The 12,818-nt window shown below is 57.2% G+C and carries 9 protein-coding genes and 1 pseudogene; 9 read left to right on the forward strand and 1 reads right to left on the reverse strand.

Translation table 11 applies throughout. The features are described 5' to 3' along the window. From GOW09_RS22455 to GOW09_RS22045, 9 genes and pseudogenes are all read left to right on the forward strand, one after another. Positions 1-391, forward strand: a pseudogene (locus GOW09_RS22455) (hypothetical protein); the annotation flags it as partial. A 492-nt stretch (positions 392-883) separates the two neighbouring features. Further along, positions 884-1,468, forward strand: a complete 585-nt coding sequence (locus GOW09_RS22010; RefSeq protein ID WP_171121033.1) for an ANTAR domain-containing response regulator — start codon at positions 884-886, stop codon at positions 1,466-1,468. Continuing rightward, the gene (locus tag GOW09_RS22015) at positions 1,465-2,634 is read left to right on the forward strand and encodes an ABC transporter substrate-binding protein (protein WP_171121035.1); all 1,170 of its coding nucleotides are present in this window, start codon (positions 1,465-1,467) and stop codon (positions 2,632-2,634) included. Before GOW09_RS22010 ends, GOW09_RS22015 begins: the two co-directional genes overlap by 4 nt. A 270-nt stretch (positions 2,635-2,904) precedes the next feature. Further along, entirely contained in the window at positions 2,905-4,269 is a 1,365-nt protein-coding gene (locus GOW09_RS22020; protein ID WP_152458840.1) for a CmpA/NrtA family ABC transporter substrate-binding protein, read from the forward strand. A 71-nt stretch (positions 4,270-4,340) separates the two neighbouring features. Further along, on the forward strand, positions 4,341-5,423 hold the full coding sequence (locus GOW09_RS22025; RefSeq protein ID WP_152458841.1) for an ABC transporter permease: 1,083 nt from the start codon (positions 4,341-4,343) through the stop codon (positions 5,421-5,423). Positions 5,424-5,428: 5 nt separating this feature from the next. Then, the gene (locus GOW09_RS22030; RefSeq protein ID WP_171121037.1) at positions 5,429-7,108 is read left to right on the forward strand and encodes an ABC transporter ATP-binding protein; all 1,680 of its coding nucleotides are present in this window, start codon (positions 5,429-5,431) and stop codon (positions 7,106-7,108) included. Between the two features lie 4 nt (positions 7,109-7,112). After that, the gene (gene nirB, locus GOW09_RS22035; RefSeq protein ID WP_171121039.1) at positions 7,113-9,548 is read left to right on the forward strand and encodes a nitrite reductase large subunit NirB; all 2,436 of its coding nucleotides are present in this window, start codon (positions 7,113-7,115) and stop codon (positions 9,546-9,548) included. Continuing rightward, on the forward strand, positions 9,545-9,877 hold the full coding sequence (gene nirD / locus GOW09_RS22040; RefSeq protein ID WP_170713628.1) for a nitrite reductase small subunit NirD: 333 nt from the start codon (positions 9,545-9,547) through the stop codon (positions 9,875-9,877). The genes nirB and nirD overlap by 4 nt, the downstream gene beginning before the upstream one ends. Continuing rightward, the gene (locus GOW09_RS22045) at positions 9,877-12,537 is read left to right on the forward strand and encodes a nitrate reductase (protein WP_171121041.1); all 2,661 of its coding nucleotides are present in this window, start codon (positions 9,877-9,879) and stop codon (positions 12,535-12,537) included. Before nirD ends, GOW09_RS22045 begins: the two co-directional genes overlap by 1 nt. A 98-nt stretch (positions 12,538-12,635) precedes the next feature. On the opposite strand, the gene GOW09_RS22460 is transcribed toward GOW09_RS22045, so the two are convergent. Further along, positions 12,636-12,818 (reverse strand): hypothetical protein (locus GOW09_RS22460; RefSeq protein ID WP_217360305.1); only part of this gene is annotated, 183 nt, incomplete at its 5' end.

Raw genomic sequence — 12,818 nt, forward strand, 5'->3', positions numbered from 1 at the left:
GTGGGAAAAGTTGATAGGTTTCATCGGTCGGCAAGGATTCCTACCACCCCAGCCAATTTCCATGAAAAGTCGAGAAAATAAGACCTTTTCCAAGCTCATCTTAGACAATGTGTCTCAGTCGCCCGAAACTGTGACAGAGGGTGTAACACAATCCGTTGCGAACTATGCGCGCAAGCGCTCCGGCTCGTCCCATCAGAAGCCAAAACACTGCGCCGGCCCTTACCTCATGCGAATGGGTCGGGCATTCCATTGCCGCAAACGCCTTCCCAGGGCGCTATCAAACTTTCAATCAAACTCATCTCTGTACCTTTCCCTGCGTACCGACCTCCCGCTCGACGCCGTGAAACGAGCCGCCAGGCTTCTCACGATCTATGAGCGAATGGAGAAATAAATCGTGGGCCTATGCCTCTCAAGACCTGAGCCCTACTGACTGAAGATCCCCCAGCGGAACTGGTAGGGGTCCTGGCAGAACAAAGCAGTATGGGCAGCTTTGAGCCTCCCCAACTGAACTGGTCTACCGTTATGTTTAGGAAACGGAGAACCACGAATAGCAAACAAGCGACCGAAGCCAGAAGAGGTAGATTCGAAGTTGCGGCAGTTTGAACTTCTGATGGGGCAAGGCATGCCCCGTCTTGATGCGATCGGACAGATCAGAGTTGTTGAAAAATCCTACGACCGTTAGAGCAAGTGAAAAACACAAGGTTCGATGCGAGACGCCACTGCAGCGCTCACCGCAGATTTCTTTGATGCCATGTAGAAAAACTGTGCAGGCATTCCGCTAAATGCGGAAATACGCTGAAATAATGGGCGAACCGGCAGCCTAGTGAACAGATTATTGGCCTTGGAATTGCGGTCAATGAATCTTGGGCTCAGTTGAGACTCTATGAATCAACATCTGACCGTCGTTGTAGTCGAACAGAACCAAGAGCGTGCTTTTGCGATCGTAGATGCCCTAAAAGAGGCTGGAGACGTAGACGTTTCTGTAATCGGCAATGTCACCGGGCTGGCACGTAAAATTGCAATGCATAGCCCGGACATTGTCCTGATCGACATCGACAATCCATCGCGGGATATGCTGGAAGAGCTCACCGTTGCTTCAGGTCCATTGGAACGTCCCGTGGCGATGTTTGTCTCGAGCGCTGCGGGCGGGTTGGCGAAAGCCGCAGTTGAGGCCGGGGTATCGGCCTATGTCGTCGACGGTTTGCAAGCCGAGCGCATTAAACCTGTGATCGATACCGCTATTGCCCGGTTTCAGGTGTTACGTCAGATGCGGACCGAACTGGCCGAAACCCGCCGTGCGCTGGAAGAGCGCAAAGTGATTGACCGAGCTAAGGGCTTGTTAATGAAGGCCAAGGGCGTTTCGGAAGATGAAGCCTATGCCCTGCTCCGTAAAACCGCGATGAATCAGAATCGCCGGGTTGCCGAGGTGTCCGAAGCCTTGGTCACAGCATCAGGTTTGTTGTCATGAGAACGGTAACCCTGCCTGTCGCCTATATGCCTTTGGTTGATGCCGCTCCACTGATCGTGGCACGCGAGATGGGGTTTGACCACGCCGAAGGCATCTCGTTGGACCTGCGACCGGCTCCATCTTGGTCGTCTCTGCGTGATATGCTGGCCTTTGGGCACGTGGACGCGGCACATCTGCTGTCACCCGTCCCCGTTGCGATGGCTTTGGGTCTTGGAGGCATTGCGACACCGTTATCCGCCGTGTCTGTCCTGTCGCTCAATGGCAATGTCATAGGTGTTGGAACTCAATTGGCTGGGCGGTTGACCGACCAAGGCTACGGCTTCGATTTCTCCGATGCTGCTGCAGCTGGGGCTGCACTGGCACAGGCCGCCGGCGACGTTTTGGTGTTCGGTGTACCTTTTACGTTTTCGATGCATGTTGAATTGTTGCGTTATTGGGTCGCTGGAACCGAACTGGCCTCGAAACAGGTCGAAATCCGAACCGTCCCGCCTCCACTCATGGCGCAGGCGCTCGCAGGTGGCGAGATCGATGCCTTCTGTGTGGGTGAGCCCTGGGGCTCATTCGCTGTAGACGACAGTGTCGGTGCACTGCTGTTGCCCGGCAAGGCGATCTGGTCCTGTGCACCTGAAAAGGTGCTGGCGGTCAGAAACGACTGGGCCGAAACCGAACCACATTTGCTGGGCAGCCTTATGCGGGCCGTTTGGCGCGCAGGACGCTGGCTTTCGAACACGGACAGCCGAACAACTGCATCCGAGATGCTATCGCGTAAAACCTATCTCAACGTCTCACCCGAACTGATTGACCGAGCGCTGATGGGCGAATTCACTATATCGGCCCGCGGCGAGCAGCGCCATGTCGATGGGTTTGTCGAGTTTTTTGACGGCGCTGCCACCTTCCCATGGCGCAGTCAGGCGAAATGGGTTGCGCATCAATTGGCGAAACGAAACGGGCTGGACGCCGGAACTGCGGAACGACAATCCGCAAAGGTCTTTCGCAGTGATCTCTATCGTCGCGAATTGCAAGGGCTTGGTGTGGAAACACCCGGCGCGTCCGAGAAACTTGAAGGGGCGTTACCCGAGTCGACGGCGGTTGCCTCGACCAATGGCAGCCTGATTCTGTCTCGGAACGTCTTTTTCGACCGACGCATTTTCGAGCCAGCGGGGTAAGTCTGCACAAAATTTTTGCAGTGCAGCATCTGTTATTGCTGCGCCGCAGAATTTTCGAGGTGAAAACGCTGAAAATTGATGACGCGCCGCTGCGTGACTGGCTAAATCGGAACATCGGAAGGTAACGACGCCCACCGACGGAATTCGCCCATAGTCCAGGGCACCTCACAAGAGCAAAGCCGCTCGACCATCCGCCACCTCCTCCCGGCGGACTGTGTCGGCGGCTTTTTTGTTTGCCCAACGGGTTGGGCTGAACCGAAAGGGAACGAGATGAAAAAGCTTCTTTTAGGCCTTGCTGCGACGACGGCGCTTGTGTCACCGGCACTGGCCGAACTGGAACTGGAAAAAGACGAGCTAACGTTTGGCTTTATCAAACTGACTGACATGGCGCCGCTGGCTGTCGCCTATGAGAATGGGTACTTTCTTGACGAAGGCCTGTTCGTGACGCTGGAAGCACAAGCCAACTGGAAAGTGCTGCTGGATGGCGTGATCGACGGGCAGCTGGATGGCGCGCACATGCTGGCCGGGCAGCCTTTGGCCGCGACCATCGGATACGGCACCGAGGCGCATATCATCACACCATTTTCGATGGACTTGAACGGCAACGGCATCACCGTCTCGAACGAGATTTGGGAAGAGATGAAGCCGAATATCCCGGTGATGGAGGATGGTCGTCCCCAACACCCTATCAGCTCCGAGGCGCTTGCTCCGGTCGTCGAGAAATACAAGTCCGAAGGCAAGCCCTTTAACATGGGCATGGTCTTCCCCGTTTCGACCCATAATTACGAACTGCGCTATTGGCTTGCCGCCGGTGGACTGCACCCCGGCTACTACAGCCCTGACAACGTAACCGGCCAGATCGGCGCAGATGTGTTCCTGTCAGTAACGCCACCGCCGCAGATGCCTGCCACGTTGGAGGCCGGCACGATATACGGCTACTGCGTGGGCGAGCCTTGGAACCAACAGGCTGTGTTCAAGGGTATCGGCGTGCCGGTCATCACGGACTATGAGCTGTGGAAGAACAACCCTGAGAAGGTCTTTGGCATCACTGCCGAGTTCGCACAAGAGTATCCTAACACCACGCTGGCCGTGACCAAGGCCCTGATCCGCGCCGCAATGTGGCTGGATGAGAACGACAACGCCAACCGCCCCGAGGCGGTCGAGATCCTCAGCCGCGCGGAATATGTGGGCGCAGATTATGACGTGATCGCCAACTCGATGACCGGCACATTTGAATACGAAAAAGGCGACAAGCGCGAAGTTCCTGATTTCAACGTGTTCTTCCGCTACAACGCGACATACCCGTTCTATTCGGACGCGATCTGGTATCTGACACAGATGCGCCGCTGGGGTCAGATCCCTGAATCCAAGCCCGACAGCTGGTATGACGAGGTTGCCAAATCTGTCTACAAACCCGAGATCTATCTGGAAGCCGCGCGCCTGCTAGTCGATGAAGGCCTGGCGAACGAGGCCGACTTCCCCTGGGACAGTGATGGTTACAAAGCGCCCACCCCGGCCGAGGATATCATCGACGGCATCACCTATGACGGCCGCACCCCCAACGCCTATCTCGAAAGCCTGTCCATTGGTCTGAAGGGCGATCAGAAGATCGTCGGCTCGGACGTGCAAGGCTAATCCCATGCGTCGCGCCCGGTATCAGTCGGGCGCACACCCCAAAGTGCCCCGCCATCGCAAGGACACATCAGATGACAACGGTCGATCCCGAATTCAACGCAGACGCCGCCAAAGAGGCGCGTCGCACCCGCCTGTTCACCCGCATCAACGCCGCCGACAAATGGTTCCAGATTCTTGGCCTAAGCTGGGCCACCCCGGTCCTGAAAGCTGCCGCCGGAGACAACCCCCGCGCTCAGATGACCGAAATCTGGCGTCTTCTGGTCGTCCCCCTGCTGTCGATCTGCGCCTTCCTGTTGCTTTGGGGGACGCTCGCCCCGAAAGTGCAAACTTCCCTGGGCGCCGTGCCAGGCCCAGCTCAGGTCTGGGCAGAAATGGTCAACCTCAACGAGGACGCACAGGCCAAGGCCGCCAAGCGCGCCAAGTTCGAGGCAATGGTTGAGAAACGGAACCAGAAGCTGATCGATACGGGCCGCGCGGACGAGGTCAAACAAGTCGCCTACACCGGCGCGCCGTCTTACTACCAGCAAATCTGGACCTCTATCAAAACCGTGTTCTTCGGGTTTCTGATCGCGACCGTTGTGGCCGTTCCCCTTGGGATCGCTGCTGGACTGTCGCCGACCGCCAATGCGGCGCTGAACCCGCTGATCCAGATCTTCAAACCGGTCTCACCTCTGGCATGGCTGCCGATCGTGACCATGATCGTTTCGGCCGTCTACGTCACCAACGACGGTTGGTTCGCCAAGTCCTTCCTGATCTCGGCCATCACCGTGACCCTGTGTTCGCTTTGGCCGACTCTGATCAACACCGCGCTGGGTGTGGCGACCATCGACAAGGACTTGGTAAACGTCTCCAAGGTTCTGAAAATGAACACCTATACCAAAGTCACTAAGCTGGTGCTGCCTTCGGCGTTGCCGCTGATTTTCACAGGTTTGCGCCTGTCGCTGGGTGTCGGCTGGATGGTTTTGATCGCGGCTGAAATGCTGGCGCAGAACCCCGGTTTGGGCAAATTTGTCTGGGATGAGTTCCAGAACGGTTCGTCCAGCTCGCTTGCCAAGATCATGGTTGCGGTCTTCACCATCGGCATCATCGGTTTCCTGTTGGACCGGGTGATGTACGCACTGCAATCCCTCTTCACATTCACGAACAACCGGTGAGCGCGATGAGCATACTGAGCTTCAAAAACGTCACGAAATCCTTCGGTGAAGGCGCCGCGCGCACGGATGTGCTGAAAGGCATCGATCTGGACGTGCAGAAGGGCGAGTTTCTGGTGATCCTCGGCTTTTCCGGCACCGGAAAAACGACCCTGATTAACCTCATGGCCGGTCTGGATACTCCAACTGGCGGAGAGGTCACGTTCAGAGAAACTCCGATCAAGGGGCCGGGCCCGGAACGTGGCGTAGTATTTCAGAACTATTCACTGATGCCTTGGCTGACGGTCAGCGGCAATGTGGGGCTGGCGGTCGATACGGTCTTTCCAGGCCTCGGCAAGACTGAGAAGGCCGAGAAGGTCGCGCATTATGTGCAGATGGTGGGTCTCAGCCATGCTGCCACGCGCCGCCCGGCGGAACTGTCGGGTGGGATGCGTCAGCGGGTCAACGTGGCGCGTGCCTTGTCGATGAACCCCGAGGTTTTGTTGCTGGATGAGCCTCTGTCGGCGCTCGACGCGCTCACCCGTGCCAATCTGGCGGATGAGATCGAATATATCTGGGAGGCCGACAAAAAGACCTGCGTTCTGATCACCAATGACGTGGACGAGGCGATCATTCTGGCCGACCGGATCATCGCCTTGAACCCCGATGGTACGTTGGGCCAGGAATTCCGCGTATCGATCCCGCGCCCTCGCGAACGCGGTGCAATGAACAACGACGAGACGTTCAAGCGTCTACGCGCCGACGTCACCAAGTACCTGATGGATGTGGGGATCGAAGCCAAGGTCGAAGGTTCGCGCATACTGCCCGATGTTACACCGATCCATGGAGTGCCAACGGCGGTGGCCGAGGCACAAAAGGGGATGATCGAGAGTCGTTTCCTCGACTTCTCACAGCTTCATAAAGTCTACCCGACGCCCAAGGGCCCTCTGACCGTTGTTGAGGATTTCGATCTGAAGATCGATAAGGGCGAGTTCATCTCGCTGATCGGCCATTCAGGTTGCGGAAAATCTACGGTTCTGACCATGGCTGCGGGGCTGAACGATATATCGAAGGGCGCGATCAAGCTGGATGGTCGTCATGTCGAGGGGGCTGATCCAGAACGCGCCGTGGTGTTCCAATCCCCCAACCTGTTCCCATGGCTAACTGCCAAGGAAAACGTCGCGATCGGGGTCGACAAAGTCTATCCCAAGGCCAGCATCGCCGAGCGTCAGGATGTCGTTGAATACTATCTGGAACGCGTCGGTCTGGCCGATGCGATGGACAAATCCGCGAGCGACCTGTCGAACGGCATGAAACAACGCGTCGGCATCGCACGCGCCTTTGCCCTATCGCCCAAGCTGCTGCTGTTGGATGAGCCCTTCGGGATGCTCGACAGTCTGACCCGCTGGGAATTGCAGGAAGTGTTGATGGAGGTCTGGTCCCGCACCAAGGTCACCGCAATCTGTGTGACCCATGACGTGGATGAGGCGATCCTGCTGGCCGATCGCGTGGTGATGATGACCAATGGCCCACAAGCGACCATAGGCAAGATCACCAAGGTCGACCTGCCGCGCCCGCGCACCCGCAAAGCGCTGTTGGAGCATCCGGACTACTACGCCTACCGGCAGGAGGTCCTCGATTTCCTCGAAGAATACGAACACGGCGCCAAGCCAAAAACGCCCGCCCCCAAGGCGATTGCAGCGGAGTGAAACCATGAAACAAAGACTTGTTGTCATCGGCGCAGGCATGGCCTCGGGCCGGGTGCTAGAACACCTGACCGACGCCGCGCCGGATGCGTTCGACATCACCCTGTTCAACGCCGAGCCCCGCGGGAACTACAACCGCATCATGCTGAGCCCGGTTCTGTCGGGTGAGAAGACTTATGAAGAGATCGTCACACATGATGACGCCTGGTACGCCGAGCGGGGGATTGCTTGCCGGTTCGGTGAGAAAGTTGCAAAGATCGACCGCGAGATGAAGGTTGTCGAGGGCGTGCACGGACACCTTCCCTACGACAAGCTGGTGATCGCAACCGGGTCAAACCCGTTCATCATCCCCCTGCCCGGTCATGATCTGGACGGTGTCATCGCCTATCGCGACCTGGAAGACACCCAGCAGATGATGGACATGGGCACCGACAACAAGGTCGTCGTGATCGGTGGCGGCTTGCTGGGGCTTGAAGCTGCGGCGGGCATGGCCGCGCACGGCGTTGACGTCACCGTGGTGCATATCATGGGCCACCTGATGGAGCGTCAGTTGGATGAAGCCGCAGGCTACCTGCTGAAGAAGTCGCTGGAAGACAAAGGAATCAAGATCTGCCTACAGGCGAACTCCAAGGAAATCCTTGGGCAAGATGGCAAGGTCCGCGCACTTTTGCTGGACGACGGGACCGAGCTGCCCTGTGATCTGCTGGTCATGGCCGTTGGCATCCGTCCCAATACAGCGCTGGCGCAGGAGGCCGGTCTGGCCACCGGGCGTGGCATTCATGTGGATGACCAAATGTTGACCTCGGATCCGGAAATTTATGCTGTGGGTGAGTGCGTCGAGTATAACGGAGAGGTCTTTGGTCTTGTCGCGCCGCTCTACGATCAGGCGAAAGTGGCGGCGCATACCTTGTTGGATAAAGAGGCCGCGTTTGAGCAAAAAACTCTTTCAACGAAGTTGAAAGTCACCGGCTGCGATCTGTTCAGCGCTGGCGATTTCGCAGATGGACCGGGGCGTGAGGATATCGTGTTCCGCGACCCATCGCGGGGCGTCTACAAGCGTCTTGTGATCGAACAGGACCGTCTGATCGGCGCTGTCATGTACGGTGACACGGCCGACAGCGGCTGGTTTTTAGGCCTGATCAAGGATGGCACCAGCATCGAAGACATGCGTGAGACGCTGATCTTTGGCCCGGCCTACCAGGGGGGCGACACCGCGGACCCTCTCTCAGCCGTTGCAGCATTGCCGCCTGAGGCGGAGATTTGCGGCTGCAACGGCATATGCAAAGGCGACATTGTCGAGGCGATCCATTCAGGGGCTGGCGATCTGGGCGCGGTGCGGGCAAGTACCAAGGCCAGCGCTTCCTGCGGAACATGTTCGGGTCTGGTCGAACAGGTCCTGCAGGTCACTTTGGGCGATGCGTTCCAGATGCCAGCCGCACAACCGATCTGTGGTTGCACCGACCTGACGCATGAAGATGTACGCCGTCTGATCAAAGGGCAGGAACTGAAAAGCCAGGCCGCAGTCTGGCAGGAACTCGGCTGGAATACGCCCAACGGCTGTCATGTCTGCCGCCCGGCGATCAACTATTACCTTCTGGCGGATTGGCCACTGGAATATCAGGATGATCCACAAAGCCGCTTCGTTAACGAACGCAAACACGCGAATATTCAGAAAGACGGTACGTTCAGCGTAGTGCCGCGCATGTGGGGCGGGATCACCACCCCCGAAGAACTGCGTGCCATTGCCGACGCCGCCGACAAGTACGACGTGCCAACCGTAAAGGTCACCGGCGGCCAACGCATCGATCTGCTGGGCGTGAAGGGTGAAGACCTGCCTGCGATCTGGTCGGATCTGAACAGGGCCGGTCTGGTCTCGGGTCACGCCTATTCCAAGGGCCTGCGGACGGTCAAAACCTGCGTCGGAACCGATCATTGCCGGTTCGGCACGCAGGACAGCACCGGCCTCGGCATCAAGCTTGAGAAAATCCTGTGGGGGTCTTGGACTCCGCATAAGCTGAAGCTGGCCGTGTCGGGCTGTCCTCGCAACTGCGCTGAGGCGACTTGCAAGGATATCGGCGTTGTCTGCGTGGACTCAGGCTATCAGATCAGTATCGGAGGGGCCGCCGGTATGGACGTGAAAGAGACCGAATTGCTGTGCCAGGTCCAGACCGAAGGCGAAGCGATTGAGGTGGTGATGGCCGTCACGCAAGCCTATCGCGAAGGCGGCAAATATCTGGATCGAATGTATAAATGGCTAGGCAAGGTCGGCATGGACTGGGTCAAAGCTCAGGTCGTGGACGACCTTGAAAACCGCACCGCCATGGTCGCCAGGTTCGAGCTGTCGCAAAGCATCTACCGTAAAGACCCGTGGGCCGAACACGTCAAAGAAAAAGCGCAGACCTACGCGCCGATTGCAGATTTCACACTGGAGGCAGCGGAATGAGCTGGATCGACATCGGACATATCGACGAGGTTCCCTTACGCGGGGCGCGGTTGGTGAAAACCCATATCGGCTGCATCGCCGTATTCCGTACTGCTGAGGCTGAAGTGTACGCCGCAACCAATAGCTGCCCCCATAAGGGTGGCCCTTTGTCTGAAGGCATCGTCCACGGCCAGTCGGTCACCTGCCCGCTGCACAACTGGGTTTTCGACTTGAATACGGGCGAGGCTCAGGGCGCAGATGATGGTCGCATCACCACCTACCCCGTACGTTTGGAAGATGGGCGCATCCTGCTTGACGACAGCGCCGTCACCCGGCGGAGTGCGGCCTGATGGACGGAACTGGCCTGCCAGAGGTCCGGTCAACATGTGCCTATTGCGGCGTCGGCTGCGGTGTTCTTTTGCGCCCCAATGGTGCCGGTGGTCTTACCGTGCGAGGCGACCCGGACCACCCGGCCAATTACGGGCGTCTATGCTCGAAAGGGTTGGCTTTGGACGAAACCGTGGGTCTAGACCACCGGTTGTTGGCCCCACGCGCGTTCGGCCAGGACACCCGTTGGGATGATGCGCTGCAGTTGGTTGCCGATCGCTTTTCGGCCACGATCAGAGAGTTCGGACCGGACAGCGTAGCTTTTTACGTCTCGGGCCAATTGCTGACCGAGGATTACTATGTTGCCAACAAGTTGATGAAAGGCTTCATCGGCTCAGCCAATATCGACACCAATTCGCGGTTGTGTATGGCGTCAACTGTGGCCGGGCATAAACGCGCCTTCGGAACCGATACAGTGCCCGGAACTTATGAAGATCTGGATCACGCTGACTTAGTTGTGCTGGTTGGTTCAAACCTTGCCTGGTGTCATCCCGTTCTCTATCAGCGGATCATGGCGGCGCGTCAGGCGCGTGGCACGAAGATCATGGTCATTGACCCACGCCGCACAGCGAGTTGTGATCAGGCGGACCTTCATCTGGCGCTTCAGCCAGGCAGCGACGTAGCGCTTTTCAACCGATTGCTTTGCAGAATTCACCAGACCGGCCATGTATCCGCCGAATTCCTGGAACGAAGCAATGGGTTCTCTGAAGCCCTCGAACTGGCGCAGCTTGACGATCCTGACGAGACGGGGCTCAGCCCATCTGAGATTGACGCGTTTTGCGATTTGTGGATCGGGACTGAGCGGGTCGTTACGGTCTTTAGTCAGGGTGTAAACCAGTCTTCCAGCGGTACCGACAAGGTCAATGCGATCTTGAATTGCCATCTGGCCACCGGTCGAATTGGTCGCGAAGGGATGGGGCCGTTCTCGGTCACAGGTCAGCCTAACGCCATGGGCGGTCGAGAGGTGGGTGGTCTGGCCAATACGCTCGCTTGCCATCTGGACATTGAAAACGAGGACCATCGTCAGGCGGTTAAACAATTTTGGAATTCGCCCAACATCCCTCGGAGGCAAGGATTAAAAGCGGTCGATCTGTTCCGATCCATCGAAGACGGTCAGATCAAGGCGCTCTGGATCATCCACACCAACCCTGCGGCTACCATGCCGGACGCGGACAGAGTGAGCGCAGCTATTGAAAACTGCCCATTTACAGTTGTCAGCGACCTGACCGCGCGGACAGATACCGCGCGTATCGCAGACGTGCTGCTGCCAGCGGCGGGATGGGCAGAAAAATCGGGGACTGTAACCAATTCAGATCGCACGATAAGCAGACAACGTGCCGTTTTGAGCCCTCCGGGGCAAGCCCGCTCGGACTGGGATATCTTGGCCGAGGTCGGCCGTAGGATGGGTTGGGAAGAGGCATTTAACTACGAGTCTCCGGCGCAGATTTTCAGAGAATACGCGAGCATGACCTCACTTGCGGCGTCTTTTGGCAAGGACTTCAATATTACCGAGTTGTCCGACATTGGGGATGAAGACTATGATGCGCTGAGCCCCACACAATGGCCAACGACACTTGGTGCGACCGACAAGCGGTTCTTTGGCGATGGACAGTTTTTTCATCCTGATGGCAAAGCGCGTATTGTTCCGGTTTCTCACAAGCCGCCCAAAGTGAAAACCTGTGCACAATTCCCGTTTCATTTAAACACAGGGCGAAACCGGGATCAGTGGCATACCATGACACGGTCAGGTTTGTCGCCTCGTTTATCAGCCCACCTTTCCGAACCTTTTGTTGACATGAATCCAACGGACGTTGATCGGTTGGGCCTTAGCGCCGCAGATTTGGTCCAACTCGACAGCTCAGTTGGAAGCGGTGTCTTTCGCCTTCGAATCTCGGAAGCTGTCGCACCCGGGCAAGTGTTCGCACCAATTCACTGGACGGGTGAAACGGCACCTTCAGCCCGTGTGGATGCGCTTGTTCCAAGTGTGACTGATCCGATATCTGGACAGCCTGAAAGCAAGGCGACGGCTGTTTCTGTGCGGCGTCTGAATGCTTCCTGGTACGGCTTCGCCATTTCCGTCGATGCGGCTTCGCCTACGGCAGAATACTGGGCAATGAGCAAAACGGGCAAAGGCTACAGGATGGAGTTGGCAGGGAAGCAGGACATCGACGATTGGGAACACAAAGCCCGCGAGTGGTTTGGACTACCTGATGCCATGGTGACTTCAATCGAAGACCCCAATCGCGGCGCGCATAGGATCGCGCTGTCAGACGGACAGCGCCTCTTGGCAGCGCTTTTCGTCTCCCGCCAACCTATCATTCTGATGCGAGACTATTTGGCAAGTTTGCCTGAGGTTTCGCTCATTCAGATACTGTCTGGCCGGTCATCTGCTGCTTCTGAAGACTGTGGACCAATTGTCTGTTCGTGTTTCGGGGTCGGACTAAAAACCATCATCGGCGCCATTCGCGACAAACGTTTGATCAATGCGGACGATATCGGAGATGCCCTTCAAGCTGGAACAAACTGCGGTTCATGCCGGCCAGAGTTGGCTGAATTGGTCGCGGAGCATTCGAAGTTGAACCGCAATACACCGAAGAGTTTCCCGGAAAAACAGCAAGTATAAACCCGGGTTGTCGAGCTGGACAGCAGTCTGCTTTGGTAGGTTATCTAGGTAGGAGCGGTTTCCACTCACTCGATACCCAAAACCTGGCTGAGCGTGATTCACCGGTTCGGGCAATCCGGTGGAAGGATGGCGTCGTCCTGCGCTCCAAGCGCCAATATATGCTTACTGAGCAATTTCGTGTCCTGCGACTGAGCAGCCTCATCTGACTGGTCCAAATTGATTGTTAGTGCATTGTCGGCCTGCGATCCATTGGTATGATGGTTTCGGGCGCTGGCGGGCGA

Origin of the sequence: Ruegeria sp. HKCCA5463, assembly GCF_013034175.1 — a bacterium.
GTDB lineage: Bacteria > Pseudomonadota > Alphaproteobacteria > Rhodobacterales > Rhodobacteraceae > Ruegeria.